The sequence below is a fragment of the Mycobacteriales bacterium genome (genome assembly GCA_036497565.1).
Lineage (GTDB): Bacteria > Actinomycetota > Actinomycetes > Mycobacteriales > QHCD01 > DASXJE01.
Window position 1 is genome coordinate 1 of sequence record DASXJE010000078.1, and the last position, 23,195, is coordinate 23,195.

General features: G+C 71.0%; 30 protein-coding genes and 1 tRNA gene. 11 read left to right on the forward strand and 20 right to left on the reverse strand.

Going from position 1 to position 23,195, the window contains the following annotated elements; translation table 11 throughout:
- Positions 1 to 3: 3 nt before the first annotated feature.
- The 5 genes from VGH85_06930 to VGH85_06950 all read right to left on the reverse strand — a co-directional run bounded on the left by VGH85_06930 (position 4) and on the right by VGH85_06950 (position 3,581).
- Positions 4 to 77 (reverse strand) — tRNA-Ala (locus VGH85_06930).
- Positions 78 to 139: 62 nt separating this feature from the next.
- Positions 140 to 703 carry a hypothetical protein gene (locus VGH85_06935; protein ID HEY2173531.1) on the reverse strand — a complete coding sequence of 188 codons (564 nt, stop codon included), beginning with the start codon at positions 701 to 703 and terminating at the stop codon, positions 140 to 142.
- A gap of 116 nt (positions 704 to 819) precedes the next feature.
- The gene (locus VGH85_06940; protein HEY2173532.1) at positions 820 to 1,386 is read right to left on the reverse strand and encodes a GNAT family protein; all 567 of its coding nucleotides are present in this window, start codon (positions 1,384 to 1,386) and stop codon (positions 820 to 822) included.
- Positions 1,387 to 1,443: 57 nt separating this feature from the next.
- Entirely contained in the window at positions 1,444 to 2,670 is a 1,227-nt protein-coding gene (glp, locus tag VGH85_06945; protein HEY2173533.1) for a gephyrin-like molybdotransferase Glp, read from the reverse strand.
- Between the two features lie 11 nt (positions 2,671 to 2,681).
- Positions 2,682 to 3,581, reverse strand: coding sequence for a UTP--glucose-1-phosphate uridylyltransferase (locus VGH85_06950; GenBank protein HEY2173534.1), 900 nt, complete (start codon positions 3,579 to 3,581; stop codon positions 2,682 to 2,684).
- A gap of 59 nt (positions 3,582 to 3,640) precedes the next feature.
- Between VGH85_06950 and VGH85_06955 the strand changes: the two genes are divergently transcribed.
- Both VGH85_06955 and VGH85_06960 read left to right on the forward strand, forming a co-directional pair.
- Positions 3,641 to 4,279, forward strand: a complete 639-nt coding sequence (locus VGH85_06955) for a 5-formyltetrahydrofolate cyclo-ligase (protein HEY2173535.1) — start codon at positions 3,641 to 3,643, stop codon at positions 4,277 to 4,279.
- Between the two features lie 44 nt (positions 4,280 to 4,323).
- Complete coding sequence (locus VGH85_06960; GenBank protein ID HEY2173536.1) at positions 4,324 to 4,707, forward strand: FmdB family zinc ribbon protein; 384 nt, start codon at positions 4,324 to 4,326, stop codon at positions 4,705 to 4,707.
- On the opposite strand, the gene VGH85_06965 is transcribed toward VGH85_06960, so the two are convergent.
- On the reverse strand, positions 4,704 to 6,353 hold the full coding sequence (locus tag VGH85_06965; protein HEY2173537.1) for an MFS transporter: 1,650 nt from the start codon (positions 6,351 to 6,353) through the stop codon (positions 4,704 to 4,706). The genes VGH85_06960 and VGH85_06965 overlap by 4 nt on opposite strands.
- 135 nt (positions 6,354 to 6,488) lie before the next feature.
- Between VGH85_06965 and VGH85_06970 the strand changes: the two genes are divergently transcribed.
- The gene (locus tag VGH85_06970) at positions 6,489 to 7,151 is read left to right on the forward strand and encodes an SAF domain-containing protein (GenBank protein HEY2173538.1); all 663 of its coding nucleotides are present in this window, start codon (positions 6,489 to 6,491) and stop codon (positions 7,149 to 7,151) included.
- Between the two features lie 8 nt (positions 7,152 to 7,159).
- Here VGH85_06970 and VGH85_06975 read toward each other — a convergent pair whose 3' ends face one another.
- From VGH85_06975 to VGH85_06990, 4 genes are all read right to left on the reverse strand, one after another.
- Positions 7,160 to 7,330 (reverse strand): hypothetical protein, encoded by a 171-nt coding sequence (locus VGH85_06975; protein ID HEY2173539.1) that lies wholly within the window; start codon positions 7,328 to 7,330, stop codon positions 7,160 to 7,162.
- A complete protein-coding gene (locus VGH85_06980; GenBank protein ID HEY2173540.1) occupies positions 7,327 to 7,803 on the reverse strand; it encodes a CBS domain-containing protein in 477 nt (158 codons plus the stop codon). The genes VGH85_06975 and VGH85_06980 overlap by 4 nt, the downstream gene beginning before the upstream one ends.
- Before the next feature lie 50 nt (positions 7,804 to 7,853).
- Positions 7,854 to 9,341: a peptide MFS transporter gene (locus tag VGH85_06985; protein ID HEY2173541.1), complete on the reverse strand. Its 1,488-nt coding sequence runs from the start codon at positions 9,339 to 9,341 to the stop codon at positions 7,854 to 7,856.
- A gap of 189 nt (positions 9,342 to 9,530) precedes the next feature.
- Positions 9,531 to 10,199 carry an HAD family hydrolase gene (locus VGH85_06990; GenBank protein ID HEY2173542.1) on the reverse strand — a complete coding sequence of 223 codons (669 nt, stop codon included), beginning with the start codon at positions 10,197 to 10,199 and terminating at the stop codon, positions 9,531 to 9,533.
- Between the two features lie 98 nt (positions 10,200 to 10,297).
- Here VGH85_06990 and ligD point away from each other — a divergent pair, with 98 nt between their 5' ends.
- A complete protein-coding gene (ligD, locus tag VGH85_06995) occupies positions 10,298 to 11,311 on the forward strand; it encodes a non-homologous end-joining DNA ligase (protein ID HEY2173543.1) in 1,014 nt (337 codons plus the stop codon).
- Positions 11,312 to 11,344: 33 nt separating this feature from the next.
- The gene (locus tag VGH85_07000; GenBank protein ID HEY2173544.1) at positions 11,345 to 12,433 is read left to right on the forward strand and encodes a zinc-binding dehydrogenase; all 1,089 of its coding nucleotides are present in this window, start codon (positions 11,345 to 11,347) and stop codon (positions 12,431 to 12,433) included.
- 216 nt (positions 12,434 to 12,649) lie between these two features.
- Here the strand turns inward: VGH85_07000 and VGH85_07005 are convergent, their stop codons facing one another.
- Positions 12,650 to 13,057, reverse strand: coding sequence for an SsgA family sporulation/cell division regulator (locus tag VGH85_07005; GenBank protein HEY2173545.1), 408 nt, complete (start codon positions 13,055 to 13,057; stop codon positions 12,650 to 12,652).
- Positions 13,058 to 13,184: 127 nt separating this feature from the next.
- Positions 13,185 to 13,523: an STAS domain-containing protein gene (locus tag VGH85_07010; GenBank protein ID HEY2173546.1), complete on the reverse strand. Its 339-nt coding sequence runs from the start codon at positions 13,521 to 13,523 to the stop codon at positions 13,185 to 13,187.
- Between the two features lie 169 nt (positions 13,524 to 13,692).
- Between VGH85_07010 and VGH85_07015 the strand changes: the two genes are divergently transcribed.
- Positions 13,693 to 13,941, forward strand: a complete 249-nt coding sequence (locus VGH85_07015) for a MoaD/ThiS family protein (GenBank protein HEY2173547.1) — start codon at positions 13,693 to 13,695, stop codon at positions 13,939 to 13,941.
- A gap of 24 nt (positions 13,942 to 13,965) precedes the next feature.
- Here VGH85_07015 and VGH85_07020 read toward each other — a convergent pair whose 3' ends face one another.
- From VGH85_07020 to moaC, 3 genes are read right to left on the reverse strand one after another with little or no spacing between them, the layout of a single operon-like run.
- The gene (locus VGH85_07020) at positions 13,966 to 14,382 is read right to left on the reverse strand and encodes a molybdenum cofactor biosynthesis protein MoaE (GenBank protein HEY2173548.1); all 417 of its coding nucleotides are present in this window, start codon (positions 14,380 to 14,382) and stop codon (positions 13,966 to 13,968) included.
- Positions 14,379 to 14,852 (reverse strand): molybdenum cofactor synthesis domain-containing protein, encoded by a 474-nt coding sequence (locus VGH85_07025; GenBank protein HEY2173549.1) that lies wholly within the window; start codon positions 14,850 to 14,852, stop codon positions 14,379 to 14,381. The genes VGH85_07020 and VGH85_07025 overlap by 4 nt, the downstream gene beginning before the upstream one ends.
- A 28-nt stretch (positions 14,853 to 14,880) precedes the next feature.
- Positions 14,881 to 15,372 carry a cyclic pyranopterin monophosphate synthase MoaC gene (gene moaC / locus VGH85_07030; protein ID HEY2173550.1) on the reverse strand — a complete coding sequence of 164 codons (492 nt, stop codon included), beginning with the start codon at positions 15,370 to 15,372 and terminating at the stop codon, positions 14,881 to 14,883.
- 106 nt (positions 15,373 to 15,478) lie between these two features.
- Between moaC and VGH85_07035 the strand changes: the two genes are divergently transcribed.
- From VGH85_07035 to VGH85_07045, 3 genes are read left to right on the forward strand one after another with little or no spacing between them, the layout of a single operon-like run.
- On the forward strand, positions 15,479 to 15,601 hold the full coding sequence (locus VGH85_07035; protein ID HEY2173551.1) for a hypothetical protein: 123 nt from the start codon (positions 15,479 to 15,481) through the stop codon (positions 15,599 to 15,601).
- A complete protein-coding gene (locus tag VGH85_07040; GenBank protein ID HEY2173552.1) occupies positions 15,598 to 16,170 on the forward strand; it encodes a PRC-barrel domain-containing protein in 573 nt (190 codons plus the stop codon). Before VGH85_07035 ends, VGH85_07040 begins: the two co-directional genes overlap by 4 nt.
- Positions 16,170 to 16,601, forward strand: a complete 432-nt coding sequence (locus tag VGH85_07045) for a PRC-barrel domain-containing protein (GenBank protein HEY2173553.1) — start codon at positions 16,170 to 16,172, stop codon at positions 16,599 to 16,601. The genes VGH85_07040 and VGH85_07045 overlap by 1 nt, the downstream gene beginning before the upstream one ends.
- Positions 16,602 to 16,610: 9 nt before the next feature.
- On the opposite strand, the gene VGH85_07050 is transcribed toward VGH85_07045, so the two are convergent.
- Positions 16,611 to 17,021, reverse strand: coding sequence for a YbjQ family protein (locus VGH85_07050; protein HEY2173554.1), 411 nt, complete (start codon positions 17,019 to 17,021; stop codon positions 16,611 to 16,613).
- Positions 17,022 to 17,062: 41 nt separating this feature from the next.
- Positions 17,063 to 18,670 (reverse strand): phosphodiester glycosidase family protein, encoded by a 1,608-nt coding sequence (locus VGH85_07055; protein HEY2173555.1) that lies wholly within the window; start codon positions 18,668 to 18,670, stop codon positions 17,063 to 17,065.
- Between the two features lie 62 nt (positions 18,671 to 18,732).
- Here VGH85_07055 and VGH85_07060 point away from each other — a divergent pair, with 62 nt between their 5' ends.
- Positions 18,733 to 19,629 (forward strand): hypothetical protein, encoded by an 897-nt coding sequence (locus VGH85_07060; GenBank protein HEY2173556.1) that lies wholly within the window; start codon positions 18,733 to 18,735, stop codon positions 19,627 to 19,629.
- On the opposite strand, the gene VGH85_07065 is transcribed toward VGH85_07060, so the two are convergent.
- The 3 genes from VGH85_07065 to VGH85_07075 form a co-directional block, all read right to left on the reverse strand.
- On the reverse strand, positions 19,611 to 20,042 hold the full coding sequence (locus VGH85_07065; GenBank protein ID HEY2173557.1) for a CBS domain-containing protein: 432 nt from the start codon (positions 20,040 to 20,042) through the stop codon (positions 19,611 to 19,613). The two genes, VGH85_07060 and VGH85_07065, sit on opposite strands and share 19 nt — an antisense overlap.
- A gap of 125 nt (positions 20,043 to 20,167) precedes the next feature.
- On the reverse strand, positions 20,168 to 20,356 hold the full coding sequence (locus VGH85_07070; GenBank protein HEY2173558.1) for a hypothetical protein: 189 nt from the start codon (positions 20,354 to 20,356) through the stop codon (positions 20,168 to 20,170).
- 92 nt (positions 20,357 to 20,448) lie between these two features.
- Positions 20,449 to 22,419 (reverse strand): FUSC family protein, encoded by a 1,971-nt coding sequence (locus VGH85_07075; GenBank protein HEY2173559.1) that lies wholly within the window; start codon positions 22,417 to 22,419, stop codon positions 20,449 to 20,451.
- Positions 22,420 to 22,501: 82 nt separating this feature from the next.
- Here VGH85_07075 and VGH85_07080 point away from each other — a divergent pair, with 82 nt between their 5' ends.
- A complete protein-coding gene (locus tag VGH85_07080) occupies positions 22,502 to 23,194 on the forward strand; it encodes a peptidyl-tRNA hydrolase (protein HEY2173560.1) in 693 nt (230 codons plus the stop codon).
- The last annotated feature ends 1 nt before the right edge of the window (position 23,195 follow it).

A 23,195-nucleotide genomic window follows, 5' to 3' on the forward strand; every position in this document is an offset into this window, starting at 1 on the left:
GGGTGGAGCTGAGGGGATTCGAACCCCTGACCCCCTCGATGCGAACGAGGTGCGCTACCGGACTGCGCCACAGCCCCCGGGACCGGGGACGAGATTACCAGGCGCGGGGATGCCACGCGGCCAGCAGCCGGCAGGGGGCTCAGCCACTGGCCGCGCGACGGGACGCCAGGACGTCGCTGTCCTGCCCCGCGTCGTGTCCGTGCGCGGCCGAGGTGAACGCCGGCCGGGCGACCGGACGCTGGCCGGCCGGACGGCGCTGGACGGGCGCCGGATGCGGTACGTCGGCCACGCGGGGACGCGGCACCGCCGGACGGTCCCGCCGGCTGCGCTCCCGGAGTACTTCCTTGCGCAGCGACCAGAGATAGCCGGCGAGCAGCAGGTCGAAGCCGGCCTGCGGGATCCAGCAGACCGGTCGCCAGCCGATGGCGAGCAGGAGCGTGACGAGGGTGAGCATGACGAGGGTGCCCAGGGCGCGCCGGCGGCGGAGGAGCATCTCCTCCCGCGCGGACCGGTCTACGTAGTCCTCGTCGTGCGCGAACGCCGCCGGCCCTGACGTCTGCCGGGACAGCACCCGCATGGCGCCGCTGAACTCTTCCACCGAGCGGAGTTCGACTCCGTCGCCCCGGTTGCGGGCGAACATCGGCACCAGCACAACGACCCACATGACGACAAGGACGATGGCGGTCAGGATCGTCGAGCTCACCAGGCCCCCTCCCGTCACCCCGGTCACAACAGTGACCCAACGCTAACCAGGAGCGACCGGTCGATGCGGGAGGTAACGCGGTGTGTCGTGCGTAGCGTGCGGCGTCGTACCCGATCTCACTGTCCGGCGTCGGCACTCAACCGCGTCACCATGCGACGCGGGCAGTCCTCGACGGTGAGGGCATAGCCGATGTGGTCGCGGAATCCGCCGTCGATGTCGAGGTAGCGCACGAAGTACGCCTCCTCCCGAAAGCCCAGCTTCTCGACCACCCGGCGGCTCGCGGCATTCTCCGGTCGGATGTCGATCTGGACCCGGTGCAGACCGACAGGGCCGAAACAGTGGTCCGTCGCGAGCGCGACGGCGACCGTGATCACGCCGCGGCCGGCCACCGACCGGTCGACCCAGTAGCCGATCTGGGCCGACCGCAGGGCGCCACGCACGATGTTGGCCACGGTCAGCTGACCGACGAGCGCGCCGTCGTAGGTGACGGCGAACGGCAGCACGGAACCCGTACGGGTCTGCCGGCGCAGTCGATTGAGCATCGCGAGGAACGCCGACATCGAGTGCCGGTCGGCCCACGACTGGGGCGAGGACGGTTCCCACGGGGAGAGCCAGGCTTCGTTGGACACCCGCAGCTGGCTCCAGACCGCGGCGTCACGCGCTCGCAGCGGCCGTAGCCCCACCTTTGCGTGCGCGAGGGTCGCAGGCCATCCCGGGTGCCGTCGGCTGTCCACTGTGGATCACGACCCCGCTGGCAGGATCGGGAGGACGGTCACGGTGTCGCCCCGGCTGACCTTGGTCGTCTCCTCATCGGTGACGATCAGACAGTTCGCCTGCGCCATGCTGGCCAACAGGTGCGATCCGGGCCCGCCGACCGGGGTGACACCGTAGCTGCCGTCGTCCTCGCGGTGGAGCAGGCCACGGCGATACTGACGCTTCTCCGCGGGGCTGTCGAAGTCCTCGGCGGCCGTGGCCTCGAGGCTGCGCCGGAACAGCCGGTTCTTGCCCAGCATCAACCGGATCGCCGGGCGGACGAAGATCTCGAACGAGACCAGCGCGCTGACCGGATTGCCCGGCAGGCCGAAGAACGGTGTCCCGCCGGCGCCTAGCGTGCCGAAGCCCTGCGGCATGCCGGGCTGCATCGCGATCCGGTCGAAGGACACCGTGCCGAGCTCCTGGAGCGCCTCTTTCACGACGTCGAACGCGCCGGCGCTGACCCCGCCGCTGGTCACGAGCATGTCGGCACGCAGCAGCTGTCCCTCGAGGACCTCCAGGAGGCGACGCTTGTCGTCCTCGACGATCCCGGCCCGGTAGACCTCGGCGCCGGCCTCGCGGGCGGCCGCGGCCAGGGAGTAGCTGTTGACGTCGACGATCTCGCCCGGGCCGGGCTCGCCGCCGACCTCCACGAGCTCCGAACCGGTCGAGATCACGACGACCCGGGGTCGCGGTCGCACCAGGACGCGGGATCGTCCGACCGCGGCGAGCAGCCCGACCTGCGCCGGCCCGATCGGCGTGTCGACGCTGACCGCGACGTCACCGGGCTCGACGTCCTCCCCGATCCGCCGGATGTAGTGGCCCGGCGTCGGCGCCTGCCGGATCGACACCCGCGCGACACCTCCGTCGGTCCACTCGACCGGCACCACGGAGTCCGCCCCGGCGGGCATCGGAGCTCCGGTCATGATCCGCACGGACTGGCCCTTGCCCACTCGATCAGGAGCCCGGGAGCCGGCGGCCACGTCGCCCACCACCGGGAGGGTGACCGGGTCGTCCTCGCTGGCGGTACGTACGTCGTCGGCCCGCACCGCGTAGCCGTCCATCGAGGAGTTGTCGAACCCCGGCAGTGGCGCCTCAGCCACGACCTCCTCGGCGCACATCAGGCCCTGCGCGTCGAGGAGCGCGAGCTCGATCGGGTCCGGCGCTCGCACCTGGGCCAGAACCCGTTCCAGTTGCTCGTCGACGGTGCGCATGGGATGCGATGTCACGCGCGACCCGCCACGAAGTCCTCGAGCCACCGACGGAACTCCGGCCCGATGTCCTCGCGGTCGCAGGCCAGCCGGACGATCGCCCGCAGGTAGTCGCCGCGATCTCCGGTGTCGTAGCGCCGGCCGCGGAAGACCACGCCGTGCACCGGTTCGCCTGCCTCGACCAACCCCAGCAGGGCATCCGTGAGCTGGATCTCGCCGCCTCGACCCGGCGGGGTGTTGCGCAGCACGTCGAAGATCCGCGGCGACAGGACGTAGCGGCCGATGATCGCCAGATTGCTCGGGGCGTCTTCCGGCTGTGGCTTCTCGACCAGGTCGGTGACCCGCACCACCCGCTCGTCATCGGTTCGGCTCGCCGCCACGCAGCCGTACATCGAGACCTGACTGCGCGGCACCTCGAGCAGCGCGACCACACACCCGCCGTGGGCGCCCTGGACCTCGAGCATGGTCGACAGCAGCGGATCGCGGGCGTCGATGAGGTCGTCGCCGAGCATCACCGCGAACGGCTCGGAGCCGACGTAGGAGGCGGAGCAGAGCACCGCGTGGCCGAGACCCTTGGGCTCGCCCTGCCGCACGAACTGCATGTTGGCAAGCTCCGCCGGCCGGATGACCGACTGGAGCCGCTCGTCGTCGCCCTTCTCGATCAACGCGGCCTCGAGCTCCGGCGCACGGTCGAAGTGGTCGGCGATCGCATCCTTGCCGCGCCCGGTGACCACCAGGACGTCGCCGAGGCCGGCGTCCACCGCCTCCTCGACGATGTACTGCAACGCCGGTATGTCCACCACCGGGAAGAGCTCCTTCGGCACGGCCTTCGCGGCCGGCAGGAAGCGGGTGCCGAACCCGGCGGCGGGGATCACGGCCTTGCGGGGTGGGCTGGCGCTCTCCGAAGCTGGCATTCCCGGAGACTAAAGGGTGGGCCTGGCGGGAAGGGCACCGACGGCGCGATCCTGTGCCGGTGGAGTCGCGCGGAAAGGCCGAGCTTCGGCGCTCGCTGCTCGCGGTACGCGCCCGCACCGACCCTGCGGCGCTCGCCCGCGCGGCCTCCGACCTGTGCCGCCAGGTGCTGATGGCCGGACCGGTGCGGGCGGCCCGGTCGATCGCGGCGTATGTCCCGGTCGGCACCGAACCCGGATCGGTGGAGCTGCTCGACGCGCTCCGGGCCCGGGTCGACCGCGTCGTCCTGCCGGTCGTCGTCGCGGGGTCGCCGGCCCTGGACTGGGCGGTCTACGCCGGCGCGGACCAGCTGCAGGCCGGCCCCCTATCGCTGCGTGAGCCGGTCGGCGCGCGCCTTGGTCCCGACGCGCTCGCCGAGGTCGACGTGGTGCTGGTGCCCGCCCTGGCCGCCGACCGGGCGGGCCGGCGCCTGGGCCGCGGCGGCGGCTACTACGACCGGGCGCTGGCCGCCGTACCGGCCCCGACCCCGGTGGCGGCGCTGCTGTATGACGACGAACTGCTCGACCAGCTGCCCGACGAGCCGCACGACAGGCGTGTCACAGTGGCCGTGACCCCTGCCCTCGGGTGGGTCCCGTTAGGCGGAGATTCCGCCCGTGGGATGCCCCCAGTGGACGACAGGCCGGGTCATAGCGCACCATAGGGGTTAGCAGTCACCACGCGAGAGTGCCAAAACAGGAGGTCGGTGTGCCGACGTATCAGTACGCCTGCACCGAGTCGGCGTGCGGCCACCAATTCGAGAAGGTCCAGTCGTTCAGTGACACGGCACTGACGACCTGTCCGATCTGCGAGGGTCGGCTGCGCAAGGTCTTCTCCCCGGTCGGGGTCGTCTTCAAGGGCTCGGGCTTCTACCGGACCGACAGCCGGGCCGCGAACGGCTCGAAGAACGGTGCAGGCAAGGGCGAAAACGCGAAGAGCGGGAAGGACAGCGCCGCGGCGAAGTCCGACTCGTCCGCGAAGAGTTCCGAAGGCGGCTCGTCGGACAAGTCGAGCTCGTCGGACTCGTCGTCCAAGTCCACCTCGGGCTCGACGTCGGGGTCCACGAGCAGTCCCAAGGCCGCCGCGACCTAGGCCGTCGCGACCTCGGGTGGTGCGTCCTGGTCTTCGGCTCGACGTCCGATCGGGACCGTAGGGACCAGGCCGGTCAGAAACAGCGCACCGGTGCCGAACAGCGCGACCACCCACAACGAAGAACGCAACGCCGCAACGCGGGCCGTGCTGTTCGCCTTCACGACCTCGTCGGCCACCGGTGCCGGCACGTCGGCCTTCGCCAGCGCGGCCTTCAGGTCGGTGTCGGAGACGAACGGCACCCCGCCGGCCAGCTCGGTCGAGGCCTTGGCCTTGAGGTCCGGCGGAATCGACCCGCTCGCCTCGATGCCGCTCGCCAGGCCCGTGGTGAGCGAGGAGATGAGCACGGCGCCGACGAGCGCGGTCCCCAACGAGGCGCCGAAGTTGGTGACGGTGTTCTGCAGGCCGCCGACCTCGGCGCTCTGATCGTCGGGCACGGCCGACACGGTCACCGCTCCGAGCTGTGAGGCCAGAGCGCCCATCCCGAGGCCCAGGAACAACATCGGGATGAAGACGATGCTGGCGTCCGCCCCCGGGTCGATCCCGCCGATCAACACCAGCGTGCCCGCGACCATCGACAGCACCCCGAGCCGCACCACCAGCCGCGGCCGGGCCCCCGGAAAGAACTTCGGCACGCCGAGCGCACTGATGAGCAGAGCGAAGGACAGCGGAAGAAGGCGGGCGCCCGTCTGCAGGGCCGAGAGCTCCAGTACGACGGAGAGGAACAGCGGGATGGTGAAGAACACCCCGGCCTGAAGGAAGAACTGGACGAAGAACATCGACAGCCCACCGGCGAGCCGGCGGTTGCGCAGCATGGCCGGGCGGACCATCGGCTCCACGCCCCGGCTCACGACATGCGCCTCCCATTCGAAGAAGGCGAAGAGGACCAGCAGGCCGCCGATCACGAGCCAGATGACGGGCGACGTACCGAAGAGGGTGGGAGCGTCGGGCTTGGCGGAAACCCAGCCCCAGTCCCCTGAGCGCAGCACCCCGAAGACCGTCATCGACAGGCCGACGATCGACAGCACAGCTCCCACCAGGTCGAAGTGCGTCCGAGCCGTGGGCGGGTTGTCATGCACCTTGCGCAACACCGGAAGGATCGCCGCCACGATCACCACCTCGGCGACGAAGACCCAGCGCCACGACGCGAAGGTGGTCACGGCACCGCCGATGAGCGGGCCGACCGCCACCGCGACGGCGCTCGCTGCCGCGATCAGCCCGTAGGCGGAAGTGCGGCGCTCCTGCGGGACGTTGGCGGCCACTAGCGCCACGATTGCCGGCATGATCAGCGCGGCGCCAAGCCCTTCGAGAACGGACCACCCGATCAGCAGTACGCCGAGGCTTGGCGCGAGGGCGGTGGTCAGCGAGCCGGCGGCGTAGACGACCAGGCCGATGCCGAAGGCCCTCCGGCGTCCGATGATCGCCCCGATCTTGCCTCCGGTGATCATGAACGACGCCATCACGAGCGTGTACAGGGTGATCGCGGTCTGGATGCCGGTGACGGTGGTGCCGACGTCGGCCGCGACCTGGCGGATCGAGACGTTCATGACCGACGTGTCGAGGGTCATGAGGAACTGGCTGGAGGCAAGCACGCCGAGGACGAGCCCGCTTCCGGCGACCGCAGCCGAGGGCTTCACAGCGCCGCTCACGGACCGACAGTACGGGTCCGGACCGGCCGCTAGCACGAAGTTGGGTTTCTCGCTCCGGCCGTCCACAGGGCGTCGACCGTCCCCAGATGCAGCAGGGATGCCCCCTGCAGCGGCCGTCGTTCCTACGGTCGGACCATGGCAGGTGTCGACATCCGGGAGCGGTTGCGGTCGCGGCTCGCGACGGTCTCGCGGCTGGCCCGATGGCCGCGGCGGCTCCTGGCGCTGGGTCTGCTGGGTGGCGCCGCGCTGCTCGCCGCCCGGGCGCATGCGCCGGATCCCCCGACCCGTCCGGTGCCCACCCTCACCGTCCTCGTCGCCGCGCGCGATCTGGCCGCCGGCCGCCTTCTGTCGGCTGCCGCCGTGCGACCGGAGACGCTGCCCCGGGCCGCCGCCCCGCACGGCGTCCTGCGACCGGGCGACCGGATCTCCGGCCGGCGCCTGGCCGCACCCGTGCGACAAGGTGAGCCGCTGACCGACGTCCGGTTCGCCGACGCCGCTCCGGCCACAGCCGCGCATGGCCCGGGCACGGTGTCGGTGCCGGTGCGCCTGGCCGACGCCGACACCGCCGCGCTGCTCCACCCCGGCGACCGCGTCGACGTCCTCGCGGTCCCGGCCGGTGCCGAGTCAGGACCGGCGACGGTGATCGCCCGCGACCTGCCGGTCGTCACCGTGCCGCGCCCGCGCGCGGCGTCGGCGACGGACGGGGCGCTCGTCGTTCTCGCCGCTCCCGAGCCGGTTGCCGGCCTGCTCGCCGGGGCAGCGGCCGACCGCGTCACGGTCGCGCTCCATCCGCCCTGAGGACGCGGCTAGCCCCCGTGGTGGGGTGGCCGTTCGCGGGTGATGCGCTCGTCGTCGTCGGATTCGGGTAGCTCGCCCCAACCCAGGTCGGTGTCCTCGTCGGAGCGGTCCGGCACGACCCGTGGCTCATCTGGTGCCGTCCGGTCGGCGTCGTCGTCCCGGCGGCTGTCCCCGGTCAATCGAGGTCCCCGTGCTCGATACGGGTCAACCGGCGGGACCGCACGAGTTCGTCGTTCGGCAACACCACCTCGTCGGAGGCCTGGCCGAGTGCGCCGAGGATGGCGACGAGATCCCGCAGCGACACGACACCGACGACGGTGCCGGCCCCGCCGACCGGCGCCGGCGCCATGACGGGCAGGTGCCGGATCCACCGGGCGGCCATCTGGCGGGCGGCTTCGTAGATCGCCGTCTCGGGCACCACCGTGTAGACATCCGCGGTCATGACGTCACCGACCACCGTGCCGTCGAGGTCCCCGCCGGCCGCAACGGCGCGGAGCAGGTCGCGCTCGGTCACGATCCCCAGCAGCAGGCCGTGCTCCATGACGAGCAGGGAACCGGTCTGGGCCCGCCACATCTGCGCGGCCGCGGCCCGCAGCGTCTGTCCCGGCGAGTCGCTGACGCTGACCGGCGTCATGACCTCGGCTACCTGCACGGCGGCTCCTTCGGTGCTCCCTCAGCCCGACAATAGTCGGCCCGCCGACCTCACAGGATGCCTTGCATCCGCCGGCTGATCGCCGGCGAGATGAGGTACATGACCACGCCGGCGACCACCACGATCCCCCCGACGACACCGAAGTACGTCACCTCGGAGTGCGCGTTGTAGGTGCCGACCACCTGCGCGCTGATCCCCTGCGCCGCCGCATCGGACAGGAACCACAGGCTCATGGTCTGCGACGCGAACGCCGCCGGCGCGAGCTTGGTGGTTGCCGACAGTCCGACCGGCGACAGGCACAGCTCGCCGAGGATCACGACGACGAAGCTGGCGACCAGCCAGAACGGCCCGACCTTCTGGCTCGTCCCGAACAGCAGCCCGGGCAGCATCATGATGAGGTAGGACAGGCCGGCGAAGAGCAGGCCCGCGGAGAACTTGCGCGGCGTCGAGGGCTGTTTGCGTCCCCACCGCAGCCATAGGCCGGCGAACACCGGCGCGAGGAGCACGATCGCGAGCGGGTTGATGGACTGGAACCACGCCGCCGGTACCGCCCAGCTGCCGACGTGGCGGTCGGTCCGATCGGCGGCGAAGATCGCCAGCACCACCGAGCCCTGTTCCTCGATGAGCCAGAAGAACACCGAGGCGATGAACAGCGGGATGTAGGCGAGCAGCCGGGATCGCTCGACCTGGGTGGTCTTCTCGCTGCGGAGCATCACGATGAAGTAGCCGGTCGGCAGCACGATGGCGAGGATGCTGATCAGATTGACGACGGCCTGCACGTCCAGGTGACCGGTGAGACGCAGTGCGAGCAGCACCACGGCCACCGCACCGACGGCGCCGCCGATCCGGCTCATCGCGGCGCCGCGCTCCCGTGAGGTCAGCGGGTTTGCCGGTGCCTGGCCGGCGCCGGCGAGACTGCGGCGGCCGACGACGTACCAGACGAGTGCCATCGCCATGCCGAACGCGGCGAAGCTGAACCCCGCGTGGTAGTTCCAGTGATCCGCCAACGCACCGACGACCAACGGCGCCACGAACGCACCCAGGTTGGTGCTCATGTAGAAGATGCTGAAACCGGCGTCCCGGCGGGCACCCTTGTCCGGGTAGAGGTCCCCGACGACGTTGGAGATGTTGGGCTTCAGCAGGCCCGTGCCCAACACGATCAGCACCATCGACAGGTACAACGCGGTCAGCCCACCCGATGGCAGCGACAGCGCGATGTGCCCGAACATGATGAAGACGCCGCCGACGAAGATGGAGCGTTGCGATCCGAGCAGCCGATCGGCGACCCATCCTCCGATGACGCCGGACATGAAGACCGCGGCGCCGTAGATCGCCATCAGCGACGCCGCCGTGGACTGGGCGATCCCCAAGCCGCCGTGGTTGAGCTGCGAGTACATGTAGTACAGCAGGATCGCCCGCATGCCGTAGTAGGAGACTCGCTCCCACATCTCGGTGAAGAAAAGCGTGGACAGTCCCCGGGGGTGCCCGAAGAACCCTCCCTGCTGCGGCCGCGTCGTTTTGGTCGCGGTGGCGCTCACCTGAACTCCTTCGCTTGTCGCCCCCCTTGTTGGCGTGTGTCCGACGACATGCCTTCTGTCCGGACTACGCAGCCGTGTTCACGCTGCGTGGCGCTGACCGCGCGCCTGGGCCGCGGTCTGTGCCGCAGGCCGACGCTCGCTGGACCGACATTGTGCTTGCCCGATCGCGAACTGGTGAAACAGGCTACCTCACTGCCGTGGTAGCGGCCCGTCGCCGAGGTGTTCCAGGATGTCGCGCGGCGACGTGTAGACCGCCGAGGCGCCGGCCTCCAGCAGCTCCTGTGCGGAGAATCCGCCGCTCAGCACGGCGACGAACGGAACGCCCGCGTCAATCGCGGATCGGGCGTCCCACACCGCGTCGCCGATCATCACCGGCGAGTGGGCCCGCGCCTGCTTTGCCGCGGTCTCCACCAGGTCCGGTGCCGGCTTGCTCTGCCCGACGTCCTGCGTGCTGATGACCGTGCTCACGGCGTCGCCGGCGTCGATGAGGTCGAGGAAGCGGTCGACCATCTCGCGCTCCCCGGAACTGGCGATGGTGACCTCGATTCCGCTGTCCTGCAAGGCGATCAGCAGGTCGCGCGCACCGTCGAGCGGTGCGACCTCGTCGATCATGCGGGCGAATTCGTTGCCATGACCGGCCCGCAGCGTGTCGCCGTGGCGCCGCTCGACGTCGTCACCGGCCAACGCCGCGATGATCCGATCGCCGCCCATGCCGACGTGCCGGTGGATCCGCCAGATCGGCAGCGTGATCTGCACGCCGCGGAACGCGCGGTACCACGCAAGCGCGTGCTGATAGTTGCTGTCGACCAGCGTGCCGTCGACGTCGAATATCACGGCGTCGGTTTCTGGCGTGCTCATCGGTCTGCCACTCGTCGGCTCACCACGCTCCGTTTGTACACCGTGTGCCGCCCGAACGAGGCGGTCGAGGCATATCGTCGGGTTCGACGACGAGGGCGGTGACGACGACGGCTGACCTGCGCGCAATGGTCGAGGCCCTGCCCGGAGGCGACCGGCTGCGCCGGGAAGCGCTGCCGACCGCGCCGAAGGCGATGCTCGCCACCCTCACCCACGAGCGGTTCTCGCGCGACGGCTGGCTGTTCGAACGGAAGCTGGACGGCGTGCGCTGCCTCGCGATCTGCGACAGTGCCTCCGTCCGGCTGTCCTCCCGTACCGGACAGCGGCTCACGAACACCTACCCCGAGCTGGTCGACGCCCTCACCGGTCACGGCGAAGGCGGATTGGTGGTGGACGGCGAGGTCGTGGCGTTCGAACACGGCCACACCAGCTTCCACCGCCTGCAGGGGCGGATGCAGATCACCGACCCCGACGCGGCTCGGCGTACCGGCATCGCGGTCTTCTATTACGTGTTCGACATCCTGCACGCCGGCGGGTACGACGTCCGCTCGTTGCCTTTGCGGGCGCGCAAGCGGCTGCTGCGTCAGGTGGTGCCGTTCGGCGATCCGCTGCGCTTCACCGTCCACCGCAACCGCGACGGCGAGGCGGCATTCGAGCAGGCCTGCCGCTGGGGCTGGGAAGGCGTGATCGCCAAACGCGACGATTCGCGCTACGTCCCGACCCGGTCGCCGGACTGGTTGAAGTTCCGGTGCGACAGCCAGCAGGAGTTCGTGATCTGCGGATTCACCCCGCCGAAGGGCTCCCGGATCGCATTCGGGGCGCTGCTGCTCGGCTACTACGACGGACCCGCCCTGCGCTACGCCGGAATGGTCGGCACCGGTTTCGACACGGCGACCCTGCGCGACCTGCATGCCCGGCTGCAGTCGCTCGAGCAGGACCGCCCGGCCGTGACCGGCAAGGGTCTCCCGCGGCGGGCCCACTGGGTCAAACCGGCGCTGGTGGCCCAGGTGGGCTTCACGGAGTGGACCAGCGACGGAAAGCTCCGCCATCCGCGCTACCTGGGCCTCCGCACCGACAAGCGGCCGCGGGACGTCGTACGCGAAGACCCCGACTGAGCTCGCCCCTCGGCGCAGTGCTGAGATCAGGCAATGCCCACGATCGCTGAGTCCAGTCCGGTACCGCAGACGTCGATGCGCGGGGTCTACCTGCCCGGCGGGCGCACCGTCGACATCCGCGACGTACCCGTCCCGACACCCGGCCCCGGGCAGGTCGTCCTCTCGATCATGGCGTCGTCGATCTGCGGCAGCGACGTGCGCGCCATCTACCGCGACCACCTGGGCACCGGCGCCGAGGCCTACCAGGACGTCGTCGCCGGACACGAACCGTCCGGCGTCGTCGTCGAGGTGGGCCCGGAATGCCGACGGCTGCGGCCGGGCGACCGGGTCACCGTCTACCACATCTCCGGCTGCGGACAGTGTGCCGAATGTCAGCGCGGTTACCTGATCGGCTGCACCTCACCGCTGCGCGCCTCCTACGGGTGGCAGCGCGACGGCGGCCATGCGCCGTACATGCTCGCCGACGAACCCACCTGCCTCCCGCTCCCCGACGAACTGTCCTTCGTCGACGGGGCGCTGGCGGCCTGCGGGTTCGGCACGGTGTTCGAGGCGCTGTCCCGGATCGGGGTCTCCGGACGCGACCGGTTGCTGGTGACCGGCCTGGGCCCGGTCGGGCTGGCCGCCGGGATGCTCGGACGTGCGCTGGGCGCATCGCAGGTGATCGGCGCCGAGGTCTCCGCGGGACGGCTTTCCTGGGCCCGCAAGCTCGACCTCTTCGATGAGGTGATCGACGTCGGCGACGGCGGTCTGGAGCAGGTCTTGGACGCGACCGGCGGAGAGGGCACCGAGGCGAGCATCGACTGCTCGGGATCGGGGCCCGGGCGACTGCTGGCGCTGGGCGCGCTGAAGACCTGGGGCCGGGCCAGCTTCGTCGGCGAAGGCGGCGACGTCACCATCGACGTCTCCGAGATGCTGCTGCACAAGCAGGTCACCCTCTACGGATCGTGGGTGACCTCGTTGCGGCACATGGAGGAGTTGACCGACTTCCTCGTCCGCACCGGGCTGCGGCCCGAGCGACTGGTGACCGATCGCTTCGGCCTGGAGGATGCCGCGGCGGCCTATGCGGCCGCGGACGGCCAGCAGACCGGAAAGGTGTGCATCCTCCCCCACGGCGACGAGTAAGCCCGCCCAACTTCCGCGGCCCCAACTTCCATGATCGTGATCGGAAAAAGCCGCGAAACGCCGACGGAATCCGATCACAATCATGGAAATCGGGGCGGCGCCGCCGTGATCAAGAGGGGATTCGTACGGCGTTTCGTGCCGAAATCCCCTCTTGATCATGGGCGAGGGGCGAGGGGGTGCGGGCGGCGGGATGAGAGGTGGGGCGGTCGCGGCGGGCTAGTCCGAGAGGACGTAGGTCAGCTCGAGGTCCCAGTCGATCGTCTCCTCGCCGTACGGGACGAGTTGCTCGCACTGGTTCAGGAACAACGCCAGGGCGTCGTGGTCGATCATGACCATCGTCCGGTCACCGGAATGCTCCAGCCGGAGCAGGATTCCGGGCCGGTCGGAGTCGGCGACGGAGCAGACCTGCACCGCACCCTCGCCGCCCTGCGACGTCAGGCCGTCGATGAGGCACCCACGGTCGACCACCCATTGGGCCACCGAGCCGGCGGAGTGCAGCCGTAGCCGCACCGCGAACGGGTCTTCGACGTCGAAGAAGACTTCGAGGACCACCAAGGTCTCGTCGCCGACGGCAATGAGCTCGGCCGGCACACGCGCCCGCACCACTGTCCCGGGCAATGTCATCGGCCTCCCACGAGGTGTGGCGGGCTCCCGAGCATCGCGTTCGATCCGAGCTCAGTTTTTACCAGCCTTCGATAGGCAACCATTACCCCGTTGCGGACCCGATCACACCCGCCGCGCCGATCGAGGGTCAGTCGATGTCGAGCGTGTCGTCGAGGTGGGTGATGCCGAGCAGCCGGCGCAGGGCCGAGGAGGGGCCGCAGATGACCAGGTGGCCCCCGCCCGTCGACATCGCCGTATCGGCCTCGACGAGCACGCTCAGACCGGCGCAGTCGCAGAAGGTCACCCCATGCAGATCGAGGACGACGCGCCGGCAGCGGGTGGCTCGGAGCCAGTCGAGGGCCTCTTCGAGGCGGGGAGCCGTCGCGAGGTCAAGCTCTCCGTTGACGGTGAGCTGGCTCGCGGCGCCGAGGGTGCGGACATCGAGATCGAGTCGCGGCGGGTCGATGCTCGACTCGGTCGGAGGCAAGGACGTGAACGAACCTGGTGGTCCCATAGCTGTCCCCCCGGACACAAGCAGTACCGGCGCGGTGCCGGGGGATGTGGGCCGGCAGCCGACGGTGGCGGATACGCAGCTGACTGCCCAACCTGTCCTCGATCCTACGGCGACCGGCAGCCGCCCGCAGGACTAGCGGACAATGGCGGCCGTGGTGATCATCCGCTACTGGGCCGGCGCGCGTGCCGCGGCCGGCTGCGCCGAAGAGCGCATGGAGGTGGCGACGATCGGTGAGTTGGTGTCGGCGTTGACCCCCCGCGACGGACTGGCGCGTGTGCTGGGGGCGAGCAGCCTGCTCATCGACGGAGCGACCGCACGGGTCGACGACGCCGGCCGCCGGTTGCCGGCCGGTTCCGTGGTCGACGTCCTGCCGCCGTTCGCGGGCGGATGAGCGGCCGACCCGGTACGCCGCGGTTCAGGGGCAGTTGACCCATTCGTCGGATCCGTCGGTGAAGCGCTGCCGCTTCCACACCGGCAGCCGGTCCTTGACCAGGTCGACCAGGCGTTCGGCGGCGGCGAAGGCCTCGCCGCGGTGGGCCGCGGCGACGGCGGCGACGAGGGCGATGTCTCCGACCACGAGAGTTCCGACCCGGTGGCTCACCGACACGGCGTGCACCGCGGGATCGGCGGCGACCTCGTCGGCCACCGCTTGCAGCACGTCGGCCGCGCTCGGGTGGGCCACGTATTCGAGTTCGACGACCGACCGGCCGTGGTCGTGATCGCGGACCACGCCGCTGAAGACGACCGTCGCGCCGGAGCCCGGCCCGGCGACGGCCTTCGCGTGCAGATCGGGCGACAGCGGCGCCTCGGTGACCTCGACCGTCGCCGTCACGCGGCACCACCCGGATGGTCTCCGCCGGCGGCCTGGGCGAGGACGTGGCCGACCAGCGGAGCCAGGACGGCGAGCCCGTCGCGGACACCACCGGGCGAGCCCGGCAGGTTGACGACCAGCGCCCGGCCGGCCAGGCCGGCCAGCCCACGGCTGAGCACCGAGGTCGGCACCCGCTCCCGGGCGGACAGCCGCAGGGCCTCGGCGATGCCGGGGATCTCCCGGTCGAGCAGCGGCCGCGTCGCCTCCGGAGTGACGTCGGTCGGGGTCACCCCGGTGCCTCCCGTCGTCAGCACGAGCTGGGCGCCGCCGGACAACCCCGCCCGGATCGCCGCAGCGATCGCGGGCACGTCGTCCGGGACCACGACCGGTTCGTCGACCGCGAAGCCGAGGTCGGCGAGCCCGGCCGCGAGAATCCGGCCCGACTCGTCCGCCCGTTGACCCCGGGCACTGCGGTTGGAGCAGGTCACCACCACGGCCCTGCTGCCGTCCGGAACCCGCTCACTCATCGCTCGCCCCCGTCGTACGCCGGTAGTCACCGGACCGCCCGCCGGTCTTCGTCTCCACCCGGACATCGGTGAGGACGGCCCCCCGGTCGACCGACTTCACCATGTCGATCAGCGCCAGACCGGCAACCGCGACGGCGGTGAGAGCCTCCATCTCGACACCGGTGCGGTCGGCGGTGCGGGTGCGCGCGGTGATGCGGACGCCTCGGTCGACCAGGTCGAGGTCCACCTCGATGCCGTGCAAGGCGATGGGGTGGCACAACGGCACGAGATCCGGGGTGCGCTTCGCGCCCATGATGCCGGCGATCCGGGCGACGCCGAGCGCGTCACCCTTGGGTACGCCGTCACCCCGGAGGAGGTCGACGACGTGCGGGGACACAACGAGCAGCCCGCTCGCCGACGCCTCCCGGACGGTCACCTGCTTGTCCGCGACGTCGACCATCCGCGCGGCACCACTGTCGTCGACGTGCGTCAGGCGGTCGGGCATGGGACCAAGCCTAGTGCGGGGGCGGTTGCGCCGGCCGGCATCCGGTTGCCGTCGGACTAGACTCGGGTCCTCTCGATCGGCTCTGTGACGGCGAAGGCGGCACTACATGGCGTGGTGGGTGTGGCTGATCATCATCGTGGTCGCGGTGATCGTGCTGTTGGCCGGCGTGCTCGCGATACAGGCGCGTCGACGCTCGGGCGGGGTCATCACCAAGCGGGGCCGTCGATGAGCGTTCTGATGCGGGCCACCGAGATCATGAAGCGCCCGGTAGTCACCCTCGCCGGTGAGGACGTCGCCCAGATCAAGGACATCGTCTACGCCGGCGCCGAAGCCGGTGAGGTGGCGGGTTTCACCCTGGCCGGACGCGGGCTCTTCAGCGGTCCCCGTAAGGAAGCACTGCCGTGGTCGGCGGTGCACGGCCTGGGCCGCGACGCGGTGATGATCGCCGACGAGCAGGCCCTCGACGACCGTCAGACGGTGGTCGAGAAGGGCGAGGCACGTGGCGGCGACGTGCTCGGCTCCCGCGTACTCACCGACGACGGCGTCGACCTGGGCAAGGTCGTCGACGTGATCCTCGAGGTCGGCCGCACCGCCGACGTCGTCGGCTACGCCATCGATTCGACGGAAGCGCTGGGACGCGACGGGCGCACGGTACTCATCCCGCTGCCCGACACCATCGCCGTCTCCGGCGAGGCTCTGATCGTGCCCTCGGCCACGACGGAGTTCGTCACCGACGACCTGTCCGGGTTCGGTGCCGCCGTCGAAGCGTTCCGCACCCGGCTGCGCGGAGGTGTCTGATGCGGTTCAAGGAAGCGAAGAACCACAAGGTGGTCAGTACGACGGACGCCGCCACGGTGGCCAAGGTCCGCGCCTTCGTCGTCGATCCGCGGACGGCCTCCGTCGTCGGCCTGCGGTTGAAAAAGGCGCCGGGCCCGGGCGATGTCATCGCGTGGTCGGACCTGAAAGCGTTCGGCCGCGACGCCGCCACCATCGAATCGGCGGAGGCGATCCGGATCGCCGACGGCGATCTCGCCGCGCTCGCCGAGTCCGACCGCGACCTGATGGGCAAGCGCGTTCTCACCGAAGGCGGCGACGGACTCGGCACGGTGAACGACGTGGAGTTCGATCCGGCCGACGGATCGATCCGGGCGATCCTGACCGGCACCGAGGAGATCGCCGGGCCACGGATGCTCGGCCTGGGCAGCTACGCCGTCGTGGTACGCGCCTGACCTAGTCGCTCAGCCGCGCTTGACGTCCGCCGATTCGTATCCCGTCGGCTGCCACGCCGGCCGGCCGGCGTCGGCGCTGACCTGCTGCTTGGCGTCGTCGGTCGTCGGCGTCACCACCACGGCGGTGCCGTAGGCGACGATCTCGGTCCAGGTGTCGCCCATCTCCGAGGTGTCGAAGCGCATGCCGACGATCGCGTTGGCGCCACGCGCCTGCGCCTCGCCGATCATCCGGCCCATGACCTCGTTGCGGCTGTCGATCATCACCTTGGTCATGCCCTTGAGCTCACCACCGAACATCGACTTCAGCCCGGCGCCCATCTGCGACCCGATGTTGCGGGAGCGCACCGTGAGCCCGAATACCTCGCCGTGCACATGGGTGATGGCGTATCCCGGAATATCGTTGGTCGTCACGATCAGCATGTGAATCCTCCGTTCGGTAATTCCGACACTACGTGGAGGCACTAGGACCGCGGAGCGGAAACCTCCAGCACATCGCCCACCGGACGCTCACCGGTGCTGTCCGACGGCGAGTTGACCAGCCGGCCCCGGATCGCCATCGTCGTCGATCCGCCGCCGTCGAGATTCATCGCGTCGACCGCCCCGAGAGAACGCATGAATCGGGCTTCTTCTCCCAGGGTCATTCCTGCGCTGAACCCCGGCTGCCTGCCGTCGACGGTCACCAGCAGCAGCCGATGGTGCCCATCGACGCCGACCATCGTGCGGGGATTGCGCCGCACCCCCCAGCCGTACATGAACGACGGGTCGCCGGGATGCATGATTCCGTCGGCCCGTACGTCGACGTCGGGTCGGCCGCCGCGGACCAGCCACGGGCCGCCGCCGACGATGTCGAGACCGGGGTGCAGTGCCACCGGATGATTGCTGCCGTCGTGGACGGTGCTGCCGACCTGCAGCCGTCGGCCCACCGCGGCGTGCGCCTGCAACCAAGCTGCTCCCCCGCCGACCCCCTGCAGGACTGAGCCGCCGGCCGGAACGGCGCCCCCGCGGGCGCCCACCGACGTCACCCGGCCGTGCGCATCGAGGGTGGCCTCGGTGCCCGGTCCGGTCGGTGTGGCCTCACCCAAAGCCGGGGTGAACTGCACGATCTCGCTCGGATCGGTGCAGGTGATGTCCTGCAGCGGCCCCTGGGTCGGCTGGTCACCGCCGACACCACCGCAGTCTCGGATCAGGCCCGGCTTGCGGTTGATCCCGTCGAGCACGGTCCGGGACCCGTCGTCGGACCGCAGGAGCAGCCGGGTGGACAGCGCGGCGATCCGGGCGTGGTTGTGGTCGAGCAGCAGCGCGACCCGGCCGTTGGACGCCTCGCTGTCGAGCGTTCCGTCGTACTCGCCGATACCGGCCGGCTCGCCGGGGATCCCGTCGTCGGGTGAGATGACGAAGAAGCCGGCGTTGACCGCCGCCAGGGCACCGTCGGCCGCGGCGATCTCGCTGGTGCGTTGCCGGCCGGCGACCGCGGCGCCGTAACTCGCGCGCACGGTGCCGGTGAATCGGCGCGGGTCGATCCTCAGCACCCGGATCCGCCACGGACCCGTCGTCGGATGACCGTCGTCGCCGGTGTAGTCGACGCTGGGCAGGAAGCCGGCGGCCTTGACCGCGGTCGACTCGGCGGTGGCCGCGGCCTGGTCGGTGAAGCGGCCGATGCGCACCCGCCAGCCGAGAACGCCAGCGGGCAGGTCGGCGTAGGCGGGGTTGTCGACGCGTTCCACCCGCGGCGCGAACCCGGCGGCGCGCAGCTTGCCGGCCAGCGCGTCGGCGTCCGCCCGGGGCGCCAGCACCGTCTGTGGCGCATCCGGGTCCGGCGACGGCGGCGCACCGCCGCCGGGGATCGCGACCGTGACCGTCCAGACCTCGGTCGCCGAGGGGTGCCCGGCCCGGATGGTCGTGAGGGACACGCCGGGCGCGAGTCGGGCGACCGCGCGCGGTACGCCGGACGGCGCTGCGCGGTCACCGGCCTGTGCGCCCGCCGGTACGGCGACGCCGAGCGTGACGAGGACGATTCCGGCCGCGGAAACCGCGGCCCGGACGGAACGGCGCAGCGGTCTGGACAGCATGTCGCTCCTCCATACGGCCGATGACGGCCGACAGCCTGCCACGGCGGGATAGCCTCGACCAAGTGAAGATCGGCTTGCTTTTCGCCGGAGCCGCCGCGCTCTGCTACGGCAGCGGCTCGATCATGCAGGCGACAGCGGCCCGTCGTAACGCCGTATCCGCCGGCGTCGACCCCCGTCTTCTCGTCCGGCTGGTCACGCAGTTGCCCTACCTCATCGGGGTCGGGCTGGACATGCTCGGATTCTGTTTCGGTGTCCTCGCGCTGCGGGTGATGCCGCTCTACGTCGTCCAGGCCATCGTGTCCGCCAACCTCGCGGTCACCGCGGTGCTCGCCGGGCTGGTCTTCCGGCTCCGGCTCTCGGCCGCCGAGTGGGGATCGATCGTCGCGATCTGCCTCGGCTTGTCATTTCTCGGGCTGTCGGCGGGGCACGAGGGCGCCCGCGACAACCCATTGGTGGTCCGGGCCGCGCTCCTGGGCGGGGCCATCGCGCTCGGCCTCATCGCGCTGGTCCTGGTCCGAACCGAACGCTCGGTGCCGTCGGTGCTGCTCGGCGGCGTGGCCGGGCTGGGTTTCGGCACGGTCGCGTTGGCCGCCCGCACGATTCCGACGCTCGCGCCCGCCGAGCTGGTCAGAGACCCGGCGGCCTACGCGCTGCTGATCGGCGCCCTGGTCGGCGCGCTGTTCTTCGCGACGGCGTTGCAGCGGGGCCGGGTCACCACGGTCACCGCGTCGGTGGTGGTCGGCGAGACCGTGGTCCCCGCAGTCGTCGGGGTGACCGCACTGGGCGACACGATCCGGCCGGCGACCGCGCCGTTGGCGATCGCCGGCTTCGTCGTCGCGATCAGCGGGGTGCTGGCCCTGGTGCACTACGGCGGCGCCGGTGAACTGCCCGAAAACACGGCCGAGAACCACAACGCGACCGTCGAGGCCGAGCCGGGCGGTCACCGACCGGTGATGTAGCTCTCCAGGTGGGCCGTGGTGCTCTGCAGGTCGTCGATCCGACTCTTCACGACGTCGCCGATGCTGACGATTCCGACGAGCCGGCCGTGATCGACCACAGGAACGTGTCGGACCCGCTGCTCGGTCATCACCCGCATCACATGCTCGACCGAGTCGGTGGGGGCGGCGGTCGACACCTCGGCCGTCATGATCTGGGCGACCGGTGCATCGAGGAGCGCCGCGCCGTCGGAGTGCAGCGCACGGACGACGTCCCGCTCGGACACGATGCCGACCAGGGTCTGGTCGGCGGTCTGGACGACCATCGCGCCGACCCGTCGTTCGGCCAGCCGGTCGAGCAACGTCGCCACGGTGACCTCAGGCGACACTGTCGCCACGTCCGCCCCTTTACTGCGCAACACATCGCTGATCCGCATGGCGTCCGACCCACTCATCGGGGCTCGACCTGCTCGTGCCCTGAGGATCAACGGTAGCGCCGACATCGGCACCACCGACAGAGATTGGTTGCTCTGCTCAGGCGGATCTACTCAGCCGGATCTGCTCAGGCGGATCGGCGATGCGTCGCGGTGAGGCCGGTCACCTCGTTTCCGATCTGGTCCCAGGCCCAGGCGCGCATCCGGTCGGCGGTGAGCGCGGTCGCCGCGTTGCGTCGTGCCCCGGCGACGAGTCGGCGGTCCAGGCGACGTATCGGCCACGACATCGCGGCGACGGTGTAGGCGGCAACGCGCATGTTCCCCCCTCTGCGGTGCGACAGGCCCAGTCAAGGGCACGTTAGTTACGGCTGTGTGACGCTGGGTAAAAACGGTGCGAATGTGAGGGGAATTACCCCCGGGCGCCGGCGGCGGCGGGCTGCTCCGGCTCTCCTCGTCGGCCGGAGCCGCCGACGCCCGAGGCGATCTTGCGAGCGGTCCGGATCTCTTCGGTCACCGGGTCGAGCACCGCGTCGTCGGGAGGGTCGCGCAGGACCGGTGGACGCCGCTCGCGCAGCGCCGCGGCGAGGTCGCGGATCGCGTCGCGCAGCTCGGCGACATGGGCCGGGTCCGGGGCGGACCCGGAGTCGCGGGTCTGCGTCGCGGTATGGGTGATCGCATCGGCGGTGCGCTCGAGTTGCACGATCATGGGCCACCAGGCAGCGGCGGCGTGGCCGGCCGGAGGCGGTTCGGCCAGCAGTTGCTGCAGCGCGGTACGGACCTCCGACAGCGCGCGGTAGCTCCGCCGACGCTGCCGGGCCCGCCGGGAGTCGTCCCCGGCGAATGCGGCCTCGAGGTAGTCACCGAGCGCGTCGACCGCGTCGGCGACCTGCGGGCCGAGCCGCACCCGCCAGGTACTCGGCCAGATCAGGTAGCCGAGCACCAGCACGATGGCGCAGCCGGCGAGCGTGTCCACCAGCCGGGTGGTGAGGATCGTCGATCCCTGCGGCGATCCGAGGTCGATCAGGAGTACGGCGAGTGGTGTGAGGAACGTCGAGAACATGCCGAAACTGCGCCGGACCGCATAGGGAAGCGTCGCCGCGAACACCGCGATGAACGGCAGCAGGTAGGACCCCGTCGGGACGACGAGAAGGAGTCCGGCGCCGATCACGACACCGAGCAGAGTCCCCAGCCCGCGCTGCACCGCCCGGGCGAACACCGAGCCGAAGTCGGGCTTGAGGACGATCGCGACGGTCAGCAGCATCCAGTAGGAGCGCTGCAGCGGCACGATCGACCGCAGCAACTCGGCCACCCCCATGCACAACACGAGCCGGACGACGTAGCGCCGGGTATTGGGCCCGGTGAGGAGCCGGTCCGCGGCGGTCTCGAGCCGCTGGTGAAGGGTCGGCGGTGCCAGCGCCGGCTCGGTCCCCGCGGTCGGCGGTTCGTCGAACTGGTCGACGACGGCGCCGTACCCACGGCGCAGCGCGCGCAGCAGCGGCGTCTCGTGCTCGAGCCGTGGAAACGGCAGCGGGCGCTCGCCGCGCAGGATCGCCCCGGCGAGGCTCGATACGGCGAGCCGCACCTCCGGGTCGGGGGGCCGCGCGCGGTGGGCGATGGCCACCGCCGCCTCGGTCAGCGGTGCCGCCGCGTTGAGCAATGCCGCGAGCCGTTGATAGTCCATGTTGCGTCCGACCGATGTAGCCCGGGCACCGAGCAGAGTGTCGTAGCCGTCGTTGAGTCCATCGGTCAGCGCCTGCCGCGCCTGCGGCATCGTCGGGGTCCCCGTCGCAGCGAGGAGACCGGCGATGCGCCGGTAGACCTCCGCCACCGCCGCGCGCTCTGGCGTCCGTGAGCCCTCGAGTAAGGCCCGCGCGAGCGAGAGAAGCACCGCCCACGCGCCACCGGCGAGGAAAAGCAGGGACAGCAGGTACGGCGGCTGCGGAACCCGCAGGCCGGAGCCGATGGCCGTATAGACCAGCAGTTGCAGACCGGCCAGGGACAGGATCGAGTTCACGACGCTGATCACCGCGGAGAAGGCCGCGAGTACGGCGATGAGGATGACCGAATACCAGCCGGGAACCGCGACCACGCGGCCGATGACGAGACCGGCGCCACCCGCGACAGCGGCGGCACCCGCCCGGAGCAACCGGATCCGCACCGGCCCGCCGCGGTCGGCGAGACCGCAGGCGAGCGCGCCCATGGCGGCGAAGACGCCGAGCCGCAGCTGGCCGGCGGCCAGGGCGACCGCGAGCGGCGCGGACACCGTGAGCGCCATCCGGAGCATGTCCAGCCACGGGACCGGGGCGGGAAGGGGCCGGACCACGCGCACCATCCAGTCGGGTGCGGCGACGTCGAGGTGGTGCTCCCTTCCCAGCCGCACCGAACGCTCCTCCCACCGACGGTCGTTACCGCTGCTAACCGTCCGACGTCATCCGTCGACGCCGTAGGCGATACTGCCCCGAGTGGATGCTCCCGAACAGCCTCGCGCCGGCCGGCACGCCGATCCGATCGGCGAGCCGCCGTGGGGGATGCAACTCGTCGTCCACGTCCCAAAAATAGATCCACCGACTCATCTCGCCGTCTGCGAGGCGACCGCCGCCGCGGTCGTCAGCCTGCTCGCCGATCCGCGCGCCCAGCCGGACGGCGAATGGCACGAGCGGGTTCGCCGGTGGGAGGACGGCCGCATCCGTAAGGTCGTGCGCCGCGCCCGCGGCGCGCCGTGGCGCGCGACCGAACAACTCGACCAGGTGACGGTCGACCGACGGGGCGCGCAGGTGCGCGCGTTCGTGCCCGGTCCGGTGGACGCCGTACCCCCTGAATTAGCGAAGCTCCAGGTCGCCGGCACCGACCTGGAAGAGCAGGGCGAACCCTCCCCCGCCGACGACGACACCCTGTGCATCGCGGCCACGCCCCGGGCCCGGATGTCGACCGGTAAGGCGGCGGCCCAGTGCGGGCACGCGGCTCAACTCGCCTGGACCGAGATCGACGACGCGCGCCGGGCGGCCTGGGTCGCTGCCGGGCTGCCGGTGAGCGTGTCTCTTCCGGACCGGCGGCGGTGGCGTCGCCTGACCCGCACCGCCCCGGTCCGGGTGGTCGACGCCGGCTTCACGGAGATCCCGCCGGGTACGACGACGACCGTGGCGTGGTTCGCGTAGT